The sequence below is a fragment of the Algihabitans albus genome, from assembly GCF_003572205.1.
Classification (GTDB): domain Bacteria; phylum Pseudomonadota; class Alphaproteobacteria; order Kiloniellales; family DSM-21159; genus Algihabitans; species Algihabitans albus.
The window spans coordinates 144,200-160,353 of sequence record NZ_QXNY01000005.1 but is presented as its reverse complement, the minus strand read 5'-3'; the positions used below and the strand labels follow the sequence as shown (position 1 = coordinate 160,353).

The window sequence follows — 16,154 nt, the reverse complement described above, 5'->3', positions numbered from 1 at the left end:
TGGCCTCAAGTCCTGCCCCGCGAATGATCTATCGCCCCTCGACGTCGAAGCCCTCTCCAGTGGAAGAGCGCTCGAAACGAACACCCGCTCAGGTAAACTTCGCGGTGATCCCACCATCGACCACCAGTTCGGTGGCCGTCACGTACTTGGCCTCGTCGGAAGCGAGGAAGAGGCTGGCATAGGCCACGTCCCAGGCATCGCCCATCTTGCCGGTCGGGCACTGGGCGTCCCGGAGCTCCACCATCTTGTCGACGTTACCCTCCGCGTAGACCTCCTTCAGGGGCTCGCGGATCATCGGGGTATTCATCAGGCCCGGCAGGATGGAGTTGGCGCGGATGCCCTTGGCCGCGTACTGCAGCGCCACCGCGCGGGTGAACTGGATGACGCCCGCCTTGCTGGCGGCGTAGGAGATGTAGGGCACGCCGGTCCAGCGGGTGCCGGCGATGGAGGCGATGTTGACCAGCGCGCCGCCCCTCCCGCTCTCGTCGAACTGCGCCTCCATGATCGGCAGCACGTGCTTGCAGGTCAGAAACATGGAGGTGAGGTTGACGTCCATCACCCGATGCCATGACTCCTCCGAGGCCTCGACCGGCCCGCCGACCTCGACGATCCCGACGTTGTTGTGCAGCACGTCGATCCGGCCCTCGGCGTTCCAGGCGGCCGTCCGCGCCGCCTCCACCATCGCCCGCACCTGCGCCCCGTCGGTCGCGTCGGCGGCGAAGGCCGTCGCCTTCCCGCCTTCCCCGGCGATAATCCCGGCCGTCTCCTCCGCCGCCGCACCGTTGCGGTCGACGCAGAGCACCTTGGCCCCCTCGCGCGCGAAGAGCGCCGCCGTTGCCTTGCCGTTGCCCCAGCCCGGCCCGCTGGAGCCCGCCCCCACCACGATCGCCACCTTGTCCTGCAGCCGCCCGGCCATCACCGTGCCTCCCCTGTAAGCGTTTGTTTGTCTGCGTTGCAGGAAGAAGCTATGCCGCAAGCGCCGCCGAAGGCAAAGCGCGCTACGCGCAGGGCTTGCCCGACCCCATGACGGCTTGCCATCTTGGCCCCTCGGCGCCGTCACGACGCGCCGAGACAGAGGCGCCGGCCCCTTGGCGGAACTGGTAGACGCACGGGACTTAAAATCCCGGGTCTTCGGACGTGCGGGTTCGAGTCCCGCAGGGGCCACCAAAGCCTGGGATCAAATAGAAGGTCCAAACGTCGGTGGTTTGTTAGACAGCCGCCGAACGCGCGAGCAACCGCACGGTCTCGCTGCCGTGAAGGCTGGCCATTCGGGTCGAGGCGTCTGAATGAATCTACGCCTCTAGTCCTCCCCGTCGTAGCGGGCGCGGCTCATGATGCCGATGCCCATGGCGGCGGAGCCGAAGGTGATCGCGAGACCTGCGAAGATCATGACGATCCCCAGCCAGCCCTCGCGCTGGGTCGAGGCCAGCGTCCAGAGGCTGAAGAAATCGAAATAGAGCAGCATGCCGGTCAGCGCGGCCGCCGCGGCCACCCCCATCGCCAAGTGACCGCCAAGGAACTTCAGGAAGCGCTTCTCGTGCGGTAGCAAGTCGGACATCCCGAGAGTGTGGCGGCTGAGCCGCGCGGATCAAGAGGGGCGGCAGTGTGTTTTGCGCGACCCCGCTCGAGGGTCGACGGCGCCGATCACCCAATGGATTAACTGCCGACGACTTTCTCAATCATAACAAAACGCTGTTTACTGTTCCGTCAGTCAGTCGCCAGAGGTTTCGCGGGCTGTTCCGCCGGAGGGAAGCGTGAGCGGGGACGCCTCCGTCCTTGCGGCCTCTATCGCCGTCCTTCGAAACGCAGATGCGGAGACCGGCCGTCTCGGCCTACTGAGTTTGACCGCCGTCGCGGACGCGGCGCCAGTTGACGACGTTGCGGTTGTGCTCGGCCAGGGAGGTGGCGAAGGCGTGACCGCCGGTCCCGTCGGCGACGAAGTAGAGGTACTCGCTCTCCTCAGGGTTCAAGGCGGCGGCAATAGCCGTGCGGCCCGGGTTGGCGATCGGGCCGGGCGGCAGACCATCGATTCGATAGGTGTTGTAAGGATGCTCGATCTGCCAGTCGGCCCGGGTCAGGGCGCGGCCCAAGGGCCCCGTGCCCTCGGTCAGGGCATAGACCACCGTCGGGTCGGACTGCAGCCGCATGCCGCGGTTGAGACGGTTGATGAAGACGCTGGCCACCAGCGCCCGCTCGCCGGCCACACCGGTTTCCTTCTCGATGATGGAGGCCAGCACGACGGCCTGCTCCGGCGTCTCCAAAGGAAGGCCCTCGGCACGGCCGATCCAGAGCTCCTCGAGCGCCGCCTGCAGGGAGGCCCGCATGCGGGCCACCAGGTCGGCCCGGCTGTCGCCCCAGGCGTAGTGATAGGTTTCCGGCAGCAGAGCGCCCTCGGCCGGCACCTCCGGGACCTCCCCGACCAGACCTTCCGCCGCCTCGATCAGGGCGACCACCTCGTCGGACGTCAGACCTTCGGGGATCGTCAGGCGGCGCACGACGGTCTCGCCGGTGTTCAACTGGTCCAGAACATCCTGCATGGTCGCGCCGGGCGCGAACTCGTACTCGCCGGCTTTCAGCCGGGTCGCCTGGTCGGTCAGCTTGGCGCCGAGACGAAAGACCAGCGGCGCGGAGATCACGTTGGCCTCCGCCAGCCGCTCCGCGATCTGCTCCAGTCCCATGCCCGGCTCGACCACCACGCGGCGGGTGGCGTCCAGCGGGCCGGGCTGCGTGAAGCTAGCATAGCCGTTGTAGGCAACGAGTCCGGCCGCGGTCAGACCGGCCACCAGAACCAAACCCAAGGTGAGGCGCAGGAACCTCAAGGGCACCTCCGGCGGTTAGCTGTCGAAACGGCTCAAGACCAAGCTGGCGTTGGTCCCGCCGAAGCCGAAGGAGTTGCTGAGCGCGTTGCGCACCGCGCGCTCCTTGGGCTGATGCGGGACGAGATCGACAGCATCGGTTTCGTCGGCCGGATCGTCGAGATTCAAGGTCGGCGGCACCACGCCGTCGCGGATCGACAGGGTGCAGAAGATCGCCTCCACCGCACCGGCAGCGCCGAGCAGATGCCCAATCGCCGACTTGGTCGAGGACATCGACATAGTCTCGACCGCCGGGCCGAACAGCTTCTTGACCGCGCCCAACTCGATCACGTCGCCCAGGGGCGTCGAGGTGCCATGGGCATTCACGTATTCGACCTCCGAGGGGTCGAGCTGCGCACGCTTCAGGGCCGCCCGCATGGAGCGGAAACCGCCGTTGCCGTCGTTCGGCGGCGCCGTGATATGGTAGGCGTCGCCGGAGAGGCCGTAGCCCGTCACCTCGGCATAGATGCGCGCGCCGCGCTTCTTGGCGTGCTCCAACTCTTCCAACACCAGAGCACCGGCGCCCTCGCCCATGACGAAGCCGTCGCGGCCCTTGTCCCAGGGACGCGATGCCTGGCTGGGCGTGTCGTTGTAGTTGGTCGAAAGCGCGCGCGAGGCACAGAAACCCGCGATCCCGATCCGGTTCACGGCAGCCTCCGCACCGCCGGCAACCATGACGTCGGCGTCATCCAGCGCGATCAGGCGGGCCGCGTCGCCGATCGCATGCGCGCCGGTCGAACAGGCCGTCACCACGGCATGGTTCGGCCCCTTGAAGCCGTAGCGGATGGACACGTGCCCGGACACGAGGTTGATCAAGGCCGCCGGGATGAAGAAGGGCGAAAGGCGCCGTGGCCCGCGCTCATGCACGGTCACCGCCCCCTCGCAGATCGTCTCCAGCCCGCCGATCCCCGAGCCGATCATGACACCGGTCCGTTCGAGCGACTCCTCGTCGCTCGGCGTCCAGCCGGCATCCTCGATCGCTTCTTGAGCCGCCGCGGTGCCGTACACGATGAAGCGGTCGACCTTGCGCTGCTCTTTCTGCGGCATGTATTCGTCGGCGTTGAAGCCGCCGCTGGTCTTTTCCCCAAGCGGTGGCTGCCCGCCGATTTTGCTGGTCAGGTCGGAAACGTCGAAGTTCTGTATGGCGTTGATCCCGGATTCGCTCGCAAGCAGGCGCTGCCAAACGTGGTCAACACCTGTGCCCAGAGGCGTTACGAGTCCTAAACCGGTTACGACGACGCGTCTCATATCACTCTGTACCGGAACGCAAAGCCGGCCCGCGGGGCGGCGTCTTCACGACCTGCGAAGACACCGAGTCCGGGGCTTAGGACTCCGCGTTCTCCTGGATGAAGTCGATCGCGTCCTTGACGGTCACGATCTTCTCGGCGGCGTCATCAGGAATCTCGCAGCCGAACTCTTCTTCGAAGGCCATGACCAGCTCGACCGTATCGAGGCTGTCGGCGCCCAGGTCGTCGATGAAGCTGGCGCTTTCCGTGACCTTCTCCTCCTCGACGCCGAGGTGCTCAACAACGATCTTCTTCACGCGGTTCGCGATGTCGCTCATAACCCTCTCACCTTCTCGATTCCCCGGGAGGCCGAAACCCTCGTGCCCCCAATCGTTTCTGTTCCGGAAGTTGCTGCTCGATATGGCGCCTCAGGCGCCGCTCCAGCGGCCCGACTCCGCCGACCTCACTTCGATCCTCGCCGGCTTAAAGGCGCCGCCTCTTAGCACAGGCTCCCTGCTTTGCCAATCGGCGTGCAGACCCCTGTCAAATGTCGCGATTGCCCCGCAGATGCGGTCATAACATCGCCATTCCGCCATTCACATGCAAGGTCTGCCCGGTGACGTAGCCGCCCTCGCCGGACGCGAGATAGGCCACCGCAGCAGCGACGTCCTCGGGGCGCCCCAACACCCCGGCGGGCACGGCCGTCAGGATGCGTTGCTTCTGATCTTCGCTCAGCGCGTCGGTCATGGCTGTCTCGATGAAGCCCGGAGCGACGCAGTTGACGGTGATGCCGCGGCTCGCGACCTCCGCCGCGAGGGACTTCGACAGCCCGATCAGTCCAGCCTTCGAGGCTGCGTAGTTGGTCTGGCCGGGATTGCCGGTGACGCCGACCACCGAGGTGATGCTGACGATTCGCCCCCAGCGTCGCTTCATCATGCCCCGCAAGGCCGCGCGCGACAGGCGGAAAGCGGCCGTCAGATTGACGTCCAGGACCGTTTGCCAGTCCTCGTCCTTCATGCGCAGGGCAAGGTTGTCGCGTGTCAGTCCGGCATTGTTGACCAGGATGTCGAGGCCGCCCAGCGCGGCTTCCGCTTGACCCGGCAGGGCGGCCGTCGCCTCGGCATCCGACAGATTGCAGGGCGTGACGGCAACCCGCTCGCCCAAGTCGCCGGCGAGCGCCTCCAACACATCGGTCCGGGTACCGGACAAGGCCACGGCGGCGCCCTGGGCGTGCAGCGCCCGGGCAATGGCGGCGCCGATGCCGCCCGTCGCGCCCGTGACCAGCGCGGTCTTGCCACTCAGATCGAACATCCGCTCCGCTCCTACAGACTGCCGAGAAAGGTCTCGATATCGGCCGGGCTATTTATCGCCGTGCCCGTCAAGGCCCGATCGATGCGACGAGTCAGGCCGGTCAGGACCTTGCCCGCGCCGCATTCGACGAAAACCTCGACGCCTTCATCTCGCATCGTTTCGACGGATTCGCGCCAACGCACCATGCCGGTGACCTGCTCGACCAGGAGGCGGCGAAGAGTCTCCGGATCGTGCAGCGGCCGGGCCGTGACATTGGCGACCACTGGAACCTGCGGGGGCGCAAGTGTCACCGCGGCCAGAGCTTCGGCCATGACATCCGCCGCAGGCGCCATCAGGGGGCAATGGAAGGGTGCGGAGACCGGCAAGATCACGCTGCGCTTGCCGCCGCGTTCCGCCGCCAGGGCCACCGCTCGCTCGACCGCCAGCTTATCGCCCGAAATCACCACTTGCCCGGGCGCGTTGTCATTGGCCGTCACGCAGACTTCCGTCGCGTTCGAGGCGTCCTGGGCGAGCTGACGCACGGTTTCCAGATCGAGGCCGAGAATGGCGGCCATGGCGCCCGCACCGACTGGAACCGCCTTCTGCATCGCCTGGCCGCGCTGCCGCAGCAGGCGTGCGGCATCGACCAGTTCCAGACTGCCGGCGGCCGCCAGCGCCGAGTACTCGCCGAGAGAATGACCGGCGACGAAGGCCGCCACCTCAGCCAGCGCTTTGCCCCCGTCCCGTTCGATGACGCGCGTGGTCGCCAGCGAAACGGCCATGAGGGCGGGTTGCGCGTTTTCGGTCAGGGTCAGGTCGCTCTCAGGCCCCTCGAACATCAGGCGCGAGAGACGCTGATCCAGCGCATCATCCACCTCTTCGAAAACCAAACGAGCGGTCTGAAAGGCCTCGGCCAGCTCACGGCCCATACCGACCTGCTGGCTCCCTTGTCCGGGGAAGATGAAGGCGCGCTTCGGCATTGCAGTTCTTATGGCAATTCTTGAGAAGGGCTCGGAAAGCTGGCGAAAAGGCCGAGATCCTGGGATTCACGAGGACATCTTGGCGTTCGTGAGGGCGCGTATGTCTAACGTGCGCCGTTACCCTGTCAAGCTCGGGAAAGTATGAAGACGTCCGCTGGTCGAGGCGTCGGGCTTGCGCCGCGTCCGCCAATCGCTATATTCCGCGCTTCTCGCCGGTCGGGATCTTGCCCAGTGGACTTTATTCCAGTGGACCTTGCCAAGGAGACCATGCGGGAAAACTCCTTGCCGTCTGCCGCTCGCCCAAACGCTTGGGATGCACGCAGTCGGCTAGGGCCGGGTTGGCCGCCCGTTTTCGGGGGGCGCCGGTCCATGAAACAGCCGAAAGGAGTCTATCGGTGCCGTATTACGAGAGCGTGGTCATCGCGCGTCAGGACCTGTCCGCGCAGCAGGTCGAACAGCTCACGGACGAGCTGGTTGAAGTGATCAAGACGGGTGGCGGCGACGTCGCCAAACGCGAAAGCTGGGGCCTGCGCAACCTCGCCTACAAGATCAAGAAGAATCGCAAGGGCCATTACGTCCTGATGAACCTGGACGCCCCGGCCGAGGCGGTGACCGAGTACGAGCGCATCATGCGCTTCAACGAGGATATCCTGCGCTATCTCACGGTGCGGGTTCCGGAACTCGACCCCGAGCCCTCTGCCGTCCTGCAGAATCGCGGTGCCCGTGACGACCGTCGCGGTCCGCGCGGCGACCGTGGGGATCGCGGCGATCGCGGCCCGCGTCGCGACCGCGACGACCGTGGCCCACGTCGCGACCGTGACGAGCGCCCTGAAAACAGAGCTGGGGAGTAAGCGACATGGCTGTCGAAATCGTCAGCAAGAGCGCCGGCCCACGCCGGCCCTTCTTCCGCCGCCGCAAGTCCTGCCCCTTCTCCGGCCCCAATGCGCCGAAGATCGACTATAAGGACATGCGCCTCCTGCAGCGCTTCGTATCGGAGCGTGGCAAGATCGTGCCCAGCCGCATCACCGCGGTCTCCGCCAAAAAGCAGCGTGAGCTGGCTCGTGCCGTCAAGCGTGCCCGCTTCCTCGCCCTGCTGCCCTACGTCATTCAGTAGGCGGCATTCGGAAGGCTGCGGACTTAAGAAGGCGAAAGATATGGAAGTCATCCTCCTCGAGCGCATCGAGAAGCTGGGCCAGATGGGCGACGTCGTGCGCGTCAAGCCCGGCTTCGCGCGTAATTTCCTGCTGCCCCAGCGCAAAGCGCTTCGGGCAACGAAGGAAAACCTCAGTTACTTCGAAAGCCAGCGCACCCACCTTGAGGCTGAAAACCTCAAGCGGCGGGACGAAGCTGCGGCGGTGGCCAAGAAGATCGACCATGCCCAGGTGATCCTGATCCGTCAGGCCGGCGAAACCGGACAGCTTTACGGTTCGGTGTCGTCGCGCGACCTGGCCGACGCGATCCGGGAAAACGGCATCACCGTGGCGCGCGGCCAGATCGTTCTCGACAGGCCGATCAAGACGCTTGGCCTGCATGATATTCGGGTGCGCCTGCATCCGGAGGTCAGCGTCACCATCACGGCCAATATCGCCCGCTCCAACGAGGAAGCGGAAACTCAGGCGGCCACTGGCGAAGCGTTCAGCGCGGAAGAGCAGGAAGAGGCTCTGGCAGCTGCCGAAGCCGCTCTCGAGGAGCAGATCGAAGCCGCCGATGAAGACGTCGAGCACGACGAAGAGGCGGAGGGGCGCGTCAACGCCTGATCCGACCGCTTTAGCGATACGGCGATGAAGCGCCGCCACGGAGACGTGGCGGCGCTTTTCGTTTGCCCTGGAACAAATTTTGGAGGTGCCCTAGACAGACCGATTGACGGATCGCTAACATTTTCGGTGGCTTGACGGGTCGAGTGCCGGATGCCCGCGGAACCGGCGGCGGCTCGTTTGGGGAGGTTCAAGTACGGGGCAGTACCTGCGGGCAGGCCAACCCCTTGAGGTCGGAGGGTTCGGCGATGCTGACGCACCGCTTCTTCGACAGGGTCATGCGCAGCGGCGACCTCGAGATCGCCTACGCAGACGGTCGCCGAGAGCGCTATGGCGACGGCAGCGGCGACAGGGTCAGGATACGGCTGACCGACCGGGCCACCGAGCGAAAACTGCTACTCAACCCGAAACTGGCCTTCGGCGAGGCCTACATGGACGGCCGCATGGTCATCGAGGAGGGCAGCCTGGAAGCCCTGCTCACCGTCGCCATCGACAACATGGTCCACCTGGAAACGCACACTGTCTTCAGGTGGCTGCATTCCTCCGAGCAGGCCCTGCGCAGACTGCTATCCTTCAACCCGGTCGCGCGGTCGCGCAGGAACGTTCACCACCACTACGATCTCTCGCGCGCGTTCTACGACCTTTTCCTCGATGCCGACCGGCAATACTCCTGCGGCTACTACGCCACGCCGGACAGAGATCTCGATCAGGCGCAGCTCGACAAGAAAATCCATATCGCGGCCAAACTGAAGCTCGACAGGCCGGCCCTGAAGGTCCTGGATATCGGCTGCGGGTGGGGCGGCTTGGCCCTCTATCTGGCCGAGACGGCCGAGGCAGAGGTGCTTGGAATTACGCTGTCGACCGAGCAGCTTACGCTTGCCCGCGAGCGCGCCAAAGCACGCGGACTGGACAAGAGAGTCCGATTCGAGCTGATCGACTACCGTCACCTGGAGGGAACCTTCGATCGGATCGTCTCGGTCGGCATGTTCGAACATGTCGGCCCAGCCCACTACCGCGCGTTCTTCGACCGGATCGCCAAGTTGCTGAAACCCGACGGCGTCGCTTTGTTGCATTCCATCGGCTCAACCCACGCGCCGACCGCCACGAACCCCTGGCTGCGCAAGTACATCTTTCCCGGCGGCTATACACCCTCCCTCAGCGAAGTGTTGCCGGCTGTCGAACGATCCGGACTCTGGACCGCCGACATCGAGATCCTGCGGCTGCACTACGCCGAAACACTGCGCGACTGGCACAAGCGCTTCATGGCCAACTGGGAGAGAGCCGCCGTGCTCTACGACGAGCGCTTCTGCCGCATGTGGGAGTTCTATCTGGTCGGCTGCGAGCTCTCGTTCCGCCAAATGGGCCAGATGGTGTTCCAGCTTCAGATGGCCCGCGACGTCGCGGCACTGCCCATCACCCGAGACTATATGGTCGACTGGAAACGCAGGCAGCCGTCCGGACAGGGGCGCCAGGGGAGCACGGCCAGGCAAGCCGATGCGGCGGAGTAGACAGCCTCGCGCTCTGCCTAACCTAACGCCACATCCTCGCTTCCGCGAAAGTGCGGGTCGACGCTCTCGGGTCCCGAGCTTGCACCCGCTGTCCACCCTATCCACAAGGGTTGCTGTCCGAGACGGGGCTGCTTTCCGACTGTCGGGCCGCTACTGTCACGCCCCATGAACGCGAACGCACCAGGCGCAACCCTCGCCCAACTGCCCGGGCTGGCCGATAGCGCCAGCCGTCTGCCGCCCGTCAATATCGAGGCGGAACAAGCGCTGCTGGCCGCGGTCTTGGCGAACAACCACGCTTTCGAGCGCGTGTCCGACTATCTGCTCGCGGACCACTTCGCCGATGCCGCCCACGCCCGCATCTACGAAGCCTGCCGCAAGCTGATCGAGCGCGGCCAGCAGGCCAACGCCATCACGCTGCGCAACGTCTTCGATCAGGACGGCGATCTGGCGGACGTGGGAGGGGCCGAATATCTGGCCCAGCTCCAGGCCTCCTACGTCACGATCGATGCCCGCCACTATGGCGAACTGATCTACGACCTCTTTTTGCGTCGACAGCTCATCGATCTCGGCGAGGAGATCGTCAACGAGGCCTTCCGTCACGACTTGGAGATCGGCGCTCTCGATCAGATCGAGACGGCCGAGCAGCGGCTTTACAAGCTGAGCGAGCAAGGTCAGGTCGAGGGTGGGCTGCAGCCCTTCCGAAGCGGCTTGGCCGACGCGATCGAAGCCGCCGAGGCGGCCTACAAACGCGACAGCAAGCTGGTCGGCGTGACCAGCGGCTTCGACGACATGGACGAAATGCTGGGCGGCCTGCATCGCTCCGACCTGCTGATCCTGGCCGGGCGCCCCTCCATGGGCAAGACGGCACTGGCCACCAACATGGCGGTGAATGCGGCGCGCAGCAGCCGGGTGGAAACCGATGCGGAGGGTAACGAGATCGAGCGACCAGAGGTCGTCGCCTTCTTTTCTCTCGAGATGTCGGCCGAACAGCTCGCCTCGCGCATCATCGCCGAGGCGGCGGACGTGCGCAGCGATCTGATGCGCAAGGGACAGCTCAACGAGGAAGAGATGCGCCGGGTGCTCGACGTGCACCGCGAACTCGAGCGCTTGCCACTCTATATCGACGATACGCCGGGCATTACCGTCGGCGCTCTGCGCAGCCGGGCACGGCGCCTCAAGCGCCAGGTCGGTCTCAGCATGATCGTGCTCGACTACCTCCAGCTCCTGCAGCCGCCGGCTGGCATGCGGCTGGACAATCGCGTGCAGGAGGTCAGCGAAATCACCCGCGCTCTGAAGATCGTCGCCAAGGAGTTGAACGTCCCGGTGCTGGCCCTGTCCCAGCTCTCGCGCCAAGTGGAGAACCGGGACGACAAGCGCCCACAACTCTCCGATCTGCGTGAATCCGGCTCGATCGAGCAGGATGCGGATGTGGTGACCTTCATCTATCGCGAGGACTATTACCTGGAGCGCGAAGAGCCGACCCAGCGCCTGAACGAGACGACGGACAAGTATCAAGAACGCCTCGACCGTTACAACGAGCGGGTCGAGCGGGCCCGTAACAAGGCCGACGTCATCGTGGCCAAACAGCGTCACGGTCCGATCGGCACGGTGACTCTGCACTTCAATCCGGACCGTGTTCGCTTCTCGAACCTGGCCGATGACGACCGCCTGCCGGAGCACTACTGACTTTTCATGCCGAGCTATACCGTCTCCGATCCGGCCGCCCGGGCTGGCGCGATCCTGGAGATCGACCTGCCGGCCCTGGCCGCCAACTGGCAGCGCCTTGCCGCCGAGACGGCGCCGGCGGAGGCCGCGGCGGTGGTCAAGGCCGATGCCTACGGCCTGGGGATCGCACAGGCGGCCCCCGCGCTTTGGGCAGCCGGCGCCCGAGCTTTCTTTGTGGCACAGCTCGATGAAGCCCTGGCGCTGCGCTCGATCCTGCCGCAGGCGACAGTCTACGTGCTCAACGGCCTGATGGCCGGTGCGGAAGCGGACTATCTGGCGCGCGACTTGTGCCCCGTGCTGAACAGCCTGGAAGATCTGACTCGCTGGAAGCAGATTTCGCGCGAGCGGAAGCGAGCCGCGGCCCTGCAGATCGACACCGGCATGAGCCGCCTGGGCCTCGATGCGCGCGACCTGGAGACTTTGGCGACGGAAGGCTCTCGAGCCGAGAGAGTCCCCATCTCCTACCTCATGAGCCACTTGGCATCCGCCGACGATCCGACCTCGCAGCAAAGCGCCGACCAGCTTGCCGAGTTTCTGGCGGCGCGACAGCGACTATCGCCAAGACTGGGGGCTGCGAGAGCAAGTCTCGCCAACTCCGCGGGTATCTTCCTGGGGCGCGACTACCACTTCGACCTCGTCCGCCCGGGCAGCGCTCTCTACGGCATCAATCCGAAGCCTGGACAGCCTAATCCCATGCGCCAAGTCGTTCGGTTAAAAGGAAAAATTCTGCAGATCCGTGAAATTGACGCCCCTCGGGGTGTCGGATATGGTGCCACTTGGCGGGCGCAGGGCCCGACTCGCATCGCCACCGTGGCGTTGGGTTACGCCGATGGCTACTTGCGATCTCTCTCGAACAGCGGCCAGGCCCTCGTCGGGGGGCATAACGTACCGGTGGTGGGGCGTGTTTCCATGGACTTGATCACGCTCGACGTAACGGCGGTTCCCGAGGCCGCGGTTAGATCCGGCGCTTATGCCGAACTCCTGGGTCCGGATTTGACCGCCGATGCGGTCGGACAGGCGGCCGGAACGATTGGATACGAGATCCTGACCTCCCTCGGCCATCGCTATCATCGTGTCTATCTGGAGGCTGCTGCGTGATTCCCGTTCTGCAGCCTCTTGGCCGGACGTTCCTGGCGTTTCTAAACGCAACCGGCCGGCTCTCGATCTTCACGGCCCATGCCGTCTCACACTGTCTGAGACCGCCTTTCTACCCGCGCATGATCCTGCGCCAGATGATCGACATCGGGTACTATTCGCTTCCAGTGGTCGGCCTGACGGCGATCTTCACAGGCATGGTACTGGCGCTGCAGAGCTACACCGGTTTCGCGCGTTTCTCCGCCGAATCGGCGATCCCGAACGTGGTGGTGGTTTCGATCACCCGCGAACTCGGGCCGGTTCTTGCCGGCCTGATGGTCGCCGGCCGCGTCGGCGCGGCGATGGCGGCCGAGATCGGCACCATGCGGGTCACGGAGCAGATCGACGCGCTGACGACGCTGGCGACCAACCCCTTCAAGTATCTGATCGCACCGCGCCTGCTGGCCGGAACCGCCGTGCTGCCGGTGCTGGTTCTGATCGCGGATATCATCGGCGTGTTCGGCGGCTACTTGGTCGCCGTCTACAAGCTCGGGTTCAACGGCTCCACCTACATCACGAATACGTTGGAGTTCCTGGAGGTTCAGGACGTGGTCTCTGGTCTGGTCAAGGCGGCGGTCTTCGGCTTCCTGATCGCGCTGATGGGCTGCTACAACGGGTACCACTCCCGCGGCGGTGCCCAGGGCGTCGGCGCCGCAACCACCAATGCCGTGGTTTCCGCGTCGATCCTGATCCTCAGCTTCAACTACCTGATCACCGAACTGTTCTTCGCGCGATGACGGCTGCGAACACGCCCCCCAAGATCCAGATCCGCGACCTGCGGCTTGCCTTCGGCAGGAACAAGGTTCTGCAAGGCGTCAATCTCGATGTCGCCAGCGGCGATTCCCTGGTGGTGATCGGCGGATCGGGCAGCGGAAAGTCGGTTCTGCTGAAGTGCATCCTGGGCCTGCTGACGCCGCAATCGGGCTCGATCAAGGTCGACGGCGAAGAAGTGATCGGCCTGTCCGGCGAGGAACTGGAGGCCGTGCGCCACAAGATCGGCATGCTGTTCCAGTCGGCAGCCTTGTTCGACTCCCTCACCGTTTGGGAAAATATCGCCTTCGGGTTGATGCAGGGCGAGCACATGCCGCGCGGCGAGGCAAAAGAGGTGGCGATCAAACGTCTTGTGGACGTGGGCCTCCAACCGAATGTCGGTGAACTGATGCCGGCCGAGCTGTCGGGCGGTATGAAGAAGCGCGTCGGGCTGGCCCGCGCCATCGCAACCAAGCCGGAAGTCATCTTCTTCGACGAGCCGACCACGGGGCTCGACCCGATCATGGGGGCAATGATCGACAAGTTGATCGTGGAGGTGACCCGTGCCAGCGGGGCTACAGGCTTGACCATCACGCACGACATGGCCAGTGCCCGGCGCATTTCGAATCGCATGGCCATGCTGTTCGAAGGACGAATCATTTGGGACGGTGCGACCGATCAAGTCGAAGCCTGCGGCAATCCTTATGTCGAGCAATTCATCAATGGCCGCCCCGAAGGTCCGATCGAAATGCAGATCCAGGATCACTTCCGCTAACTGCCTAGGTGAAAAGGGATCCCGGGGATCCCTTTTCGCAGCGCCCCGTCCCGCGCCCCTGCGAGAGCCGCCCTGTCCTTGTCCAAACGTACCAGTCACTACGTCTGCCAATCCTGCGGCACCAGCTACCCCAAGTGGGCTGGGCGCTGCGAGGCCTGCGGCGAGTGGAGCACGATCGTCGAAGAAGCCTTGCCGGACGCGGCCCCGGGGGGCCTCGGCGGCAAGGGCAAGCGCTCGAGCCGCGGTATCGACTTCGTTCCGCTCAAAGGACAAGAACGGCAAGCGCCGCGCCGCGCCAGCGGAATCGCCGAATTCGACCGCGTCCTGGGGGGCGGGTTGGTCCGGGGCTCGGCCGTCCTGATCGGCGGCGATCCGGGAATCGGTAAATCCACCCTTCTGTTGCAGGCTGCCGCAGCCCTGTCCAAAGAGGGCGCGGCCGGCTGCGCCTACATCTCAGGCGAAGAGGCGATCGAGCAGGTCCGCCTGCGCGCGGAGCGGCTCGGCCTGTCCGATGCCCCGGTCGAACTGGCGGCGGCCACCAACGTCCGCGAACTCAAGGCGGCGCTGGACCGACCGGAAACACCCGACGTTGTCGTGGTCGACTCGATCCAAACCATGTACGTGGACAATCTCGACAGCGCGCCCGGCACGGTCGGCCAGGTCCGGGCGAGCGCCCAGGAGCTTATTCGCGTCGCCAAGCGCCGTGGCTTCGCGCTGTTGCTGGTCGGACACGTCACCAAGGAGGGAGCGATTGCCGGTCCCAAGGTGTTGGAACACATGGTCGACACGGTCTTGACCTTCGAGGGCGAGCGCGGGCACCAGTTCCGTATCCTGCGCGCAGCGAAAAACCGCTTCGGACCGACGGATGAGATCGGCGTGTTCGAGATGACGGACGGCGGACTGATCGAAGTCGCCAATCCATCCGAGCTCTTTCTGGCCGAGCGCCATGGCGAGATATCGGGGGCTTGCGTCTTCGCGGGACTGGAGGGCACCCGTCCCGTTCTGGTCGAGATTCAGGCTCTGGTCGCCCCCTCGCCGCTCGGCACTCCCCGGCGCGCCGTGGTGGGCTGGGACGGCAACCGCTTGGCCATGGTGCTGGCGGTCCTTGAAGCCCGTTGCGGAGTCTCGACCGCAGGCCAGGATATCTATCTCAACGTCGCCGGCGGGCTGCGGGTGGCGGAACCCGCCGCCGATCTGGCCGTGGCGACGGCTCTTTTATCCGCCATCAGCGATCGGCCGGCACCGTCGGAAACGGTGGTCTTCGGTGAAGTCGGTCTCTCCGGCGAAGTACGCGCCGTCGGTCAGACCGATCTGCGTCTGAAGGAGGCCGCCAAGCTCGGCTTCACCCGCGCGATCTGCCCCGCAACACGCGGACGGAAAACCCGACCGCCCGAAGGAATCGCGATGGAAGAGATTGCCGCTCTGGGAGATCTGGTCCAACTCTTCCTCGAGTCCGCATCACGCGATCGGATGCTGGAGGCCTGAACCGGAATGGACGGGCTGCCCATCAACCTCGGGGATTTGATCGTTTTCGTGACGATCGGCCTGGCAGCGATTATCGGGCTGCTTGCGGGCTTCGTCTATGCCATCCTCTGGATCGCTGCCTGGGCCGGTGCAATCGCGGTCGCGATTCTCTTCTATCCGGTTGCGGAACCGTTCGCAGCCGAGCTCATCGGTGCCGGTCTGTTCGCTTCCGTCGGTGCCGGCTTGGCGCTGTTCCTGGTCTCTCTGGTGGTTTTCATCATCGGCGCCTATCTGGTCTCCAAGGCCGTTCGGGCCTCGGCCCTGGGGGCGCTGGATCGCACGCTCGGTCTGATCTTCGGTTTGGGCTGCGGGTTCTTGGCGATCAGCGCGTTATGGCTGGGATACGCTTGGCTCATACCTCCACAGGACCGTCCGGCCTGGATCATCGAAGCCAGGTCCTTATCTCTGGTGAAAGCCGGGGCGGAAACGCTCGCCAGCCTGCTACCGGAAGACTATCAGCGACGGCTGGAAGACGAGGGAGCCACCGGGTCCGACCAACCCTTCGTTCCACCGATTCAACCTGGCACAGGCGAGGGCAGCGGCAGTGCCAACGGCGGCGCGACGGAGTATAACGAGCAGGACAGGCAGCAGCTGGAGCAGCTCATCGAGCAGCGGCAGTAATCGAAGCGGCCC

17 protein-coding genes and 1 tRNA gene are annotated in these 16,154 nt (G+C 65.1%); 11 read left to right on the top strand and 7 right to left on the bottom strand.

What is annotated here, in order from left to right:
* Positions 1–88 precede the first annotated feature (88 nt).
* The gene (locus DBZ32_RS14795; protein ID WP_119167960.1) at positions 89–916 is read right to left on the bottom strand and encodes an SDR family NAD(P)-dependent oxidoreductase; all 828 of its coding nucleotides are present in this window, start codon (positions 914–916) and stop codon (positions 89–91) included.
* Positions 917–1,082: 166 nt separating this feature from the next.
* On the opposite strand from DBZ32_RS14795, the gene DBZ32_RS14790 reads away from it, so the two are divergent.
* A tRNA-Leu gene (locus DBZ32_RS14790) sits at positions 1,083–1,167 on the top strand.
* Positions 1,168–1,300: 133 nt separating this feature from the next.
* Here the strand turns inward: DBZ32_RS14790 and DBZ32_RS14785 are convergent.
* From DBZ32_RS14785 to fabD, 6 genes are all read right to left on the bottom strand, one after another.
* Positions 1,301–1,558 (bottom strand): hypothetical protein, encoded by a 258-nt coding sequence (locus DBZ32_RS14785; RefSeq protein ID WP_119167959.1) that lies wholly within the window; start codon positions 1,556–1,558, stop codon positions 1,301–1,303.
* 274 nt (positions 1,559–1,832) lie between these two features.
* Positions 1,833–2,819, bottom strand: a complete 987-nt coding sequence (gene mltG / locus DBZ32_RS14780) for an endolytic transglycosylase MltG (RefSeq protein WP_119167958.1) — start codon at positions 2,817–2,819, stop codon at positions 1,833–1,835.
* A 15-nt stretch (positions 2,820–2,834) separates the two neighbouring features.
* Positions 2,835–4,103, bottom strand: coding sequence for a beta-ketoacyl-ACP synthase II (fabF, locus tag DBZ32_RS14775; protein ID WP_119167957.1), 1,269 nt, complete (start codon positions 4,101–4,103; stop codon positions 2,835–2,837).
* Positions 4,104–4,179: 76 nt separating this feature from the next.
* The gene (locus tag DBZ32_RS14770) at positions 4,180–4,419 is read right to left on the bottom strand and encodes an acyl carrier protein (protein WP_119167956.1); all 240 of its coding nucleotides are present in this window, start codon (positions 4,417–4,419) and stop codon (positions 4,180–4,182) included.
* A gap of 235 nt (positions 4,420–4,654) precedes the next feature.
* Positions 4,655–5,392 (bottom strand): 3-oxoacyl-[acyl-carrier-protein] reductase, encoded by a 738-nt coding sequence (gene fabG / locus DBZ32_RS14765; RefSeq protein WP_119167955.1) that lies wholly within the window; start codon positions 5,390–5,392, stop codon positions 4,655–4,657.
* Positions 5,393–5,403: 11 nt separating this feature from the next.
* A complete protein-coding gene (fabD, locus tag DBZ32_RS14760) occupies positions 5,404–6,351 on the bottom strand; it encodes an ACP S-malonyltransferase (RefSeq protein ID WP_119167954.1) in 948 nt (315 codons plus the stop codon).
* A gap of 395 nt (positions 6,352–6,746) precedes the next feature.
* Here fabD and rpsF point away from each other — a divergent pair, with 395 nt between their 5' ends.
* The 10 genes from rpsF (at position 6,747) to DBZ32_RS14710 (ending at position 16,142) form a co-directional block, all read left to right on the top strand.
* Entirely contained in the window at positions 6,747–7,202 is a 456-nt protein-coding gene (gene rpsF / locus DBZ32_RS14755) for a 30S ribosomal protein S6 (RefSeq protein WP_119167953.1), read from the top strand.
* A gap of 5 nt (positions 7,203–7,207) precedes the next feature.
* Positions 7,208–7,465, top strand: a complete 258-nt coding sequence (gene rpsR, locus DBZ32_RS14750; RefSeq protein WP_119167952.1) for a 30S ribosomal protein S18 — start codon at positions 7,208–7,210, stop codon at positions 7,463–7,465.
* A 40-nt stretch (positions 7,466–7,505) separates the two neighbouring features.
* Positions 7,506–8,108 (top strand): 50S ribosomal protein L9, encoded by a 603-nt coding sequence (gene rplI / locus DBZ32_RS14745; protein WP_119167951.1) that lies wholly within the window; start codon positions 7,506–7,508, stop codon positions 8,106–8,108.
* 245 nt (positions 8,109–8,353) lie between these two features.
* On the top strand, positions 8,354–9,613 hold the full coding sequence (locus tag DBZ32_RS14740; RefSeq protein WP_119167950.1) for an SAM-dependent methyltransferase: 1,260 nt from the start codon (positions 8,354–8,356) through the stop codon (positions 9,611–9,613).
* 165 nt (positions 9,614–9,778) lie between these two features.
* Positions 9,779–11,299 (top strand): replicative DNA helicase, encoded by a 1,521-nt coding sequence (locus tag DBZ32_RS14735; RefSeq protein WP_119167949.1) that lies wholly within the window; start codon positions 9,779–9,781, stop codon positions 11,297–11,299.
* 6 nt (positions 11,300–11,305) lie between these two features.
* Positions 11,306–12,436 (top strand): alanine racemase, encoded by a 1,131-nt coding sequence (gene alr, locus DBZ32_RS14730; RefSeq protein ID WP_119167948.1) that lies wholly within the window; start codon positions 11,306–11,308, stop codon positions 12,434–12,436.
* Complete coding sequence (locus DBZ32_RS14725) at positions 12,436–13,209, top strand: MlaE family ABC transporter permease (RefSeq protein ID WP_119168378.1); 774 nt, start codon at positions 12,436–12,438, stop codon at positions 13,207–13,209. Before alr ends, DBZ32_RS14725 begins: the two co-directional genes overlap by 1 nt.
* The gene (locus DBZ32_RS14720) at positions 13,206–13,997 is read left to right on the top strand and encodes an ABC transporter ATP-binding protein (protein ID WP_119167947.1); all 792 of its coding nucleotides are present in this window, start codon (positions 13,206–13,208) and stop codon (positions 13,995–13,997) included. The genes DBZ32_RS14725 and DBZ32_RS14720 overlap by 4 nt, the downstream gene beginning before the upstream one ends.
* Positions 13,998–14,075: 78 nt before the next feature.
* Positions 14,076–15,482 (top strand): DNA repair protein RadA, encoded by a 1,407-nt coding sequence (gene radA, locus DBZ32_RS14715; RefSeq protein WP_119167946.1) that lies wholly within the window; start codon positions 14,076–14,078, stop codon positions 15,480–15,482.
* A gap of 6 nt (positions 15,483–15,488) precedes the next feature.
* Entirely contained in the window at positions 15,489–16,142 is a 654-nt protein-coding gene (locus DBZ32_RS14710) for a CvpA family protein (RefSeq protein ID WP_119167945.1), read from the top strand.
* The last annotated feature ends 12 nt before the right edge of the window (positions 16,143–16,154 follow it).

What these genes read in the sequence shown, in the direction of transcription:
- DBZ32_RS14710 (WP_119167945.1), top strand. Translation starts at nt 15,489, where the DNA reads ATGGACGGGCTGCCCATCAACCTCGGGGATTTGATCGTTTTCGTGACG.
- DBZ32_RS14740 (WP_119167950.1), top strand. Translation starts at nt 8,354, where the DNA reads ATGCTGACGCACCGCTTCTTCGACAGGGTCATGCGCAGCGGCGACCTC.
- fabD (WP_119167954.1), bottom strand. Translation starts at nt 6,351, where the DNA reads ATGCCGAAGCGCGCCTTCATCTTCCCCGGACAAGGGAGCCAGCAGGTC.
- fabG (WP_119167955.1), bottom strand. Translation starts at nt 5,392, where the DNA reads ATGTTCGATCTGAGTGGCAAGACCGCGCTGGTCACGGGCGCGACGGGC.
- rpsR (WP_119167952.1), top strand. Translation starts at nt 7,208, where the DNA reads ATGGCTGTCGAAATCGTCAGCAAGAGCGCCGGCCCACGCCGGCCCTTC.
- fabF (WP_119167957.1), bottom strand. Translation starts at nt 4,103, where the DNA reads ATGAGACGCGTCGTCGTAACCGGTTTAGGACTCGTAACGCCTCTGGGC.
- rplI (WP_119167951.1), top strand. Translation starts at nt 7,506, where the DNA reads ATGGAAGTCATCCTCCTCGAGCGCATCGAGAAGCTGGGCCAGATGGGC.
- DBZ32_RS14770 (WP_119167956.1), bottom strand. Translation starts at nt 4,419, where the DNA reads ATGAGCGACATCGCGAACCGCGTGAAGAAGATCGTTGTTGAGCACCTC.
- DBZ32_RS14735 (WP_119167949.1), top strand. Translation starts at nt 9,779, where the DNA reads ATGAACGCGAACGCACCAGGCGCAACCCTCGCCCAACTGCCCGGGCTG.
- DBZ32_RS14720 (WP_119167947.1), top strand. Translation starts at nt 13,206, where the DNA reads ATGACGGCTGCGAACACGCCCCCCAAGATCCAGATCCGCGACCTGCGG.
- alr (WP_119167948.1), top strand. Translation starts at nt 11,306, where the DNA reads ATGCCGAGCTATACCGTCTCCGATCCGGCCGCCCGGGCTGGCGCGATC.
- DBZ32_RS14785 (WP_119167959.1), bottom strand. Translation starts at nt 1,558, where the DNA reads ATGTCCGACTTGCTACCGCACGAGAAGCGCTTCCTGAAGTTCCTTGGC.
- DBZ32_RS14795 (WP_119167960.1), bottom strand. Translation starts at nt 916, where the DNA reads ATGGCCGGGCGGCTGCAGGACAAGGTGGCGATCGTGGTGGGGGCGGGC.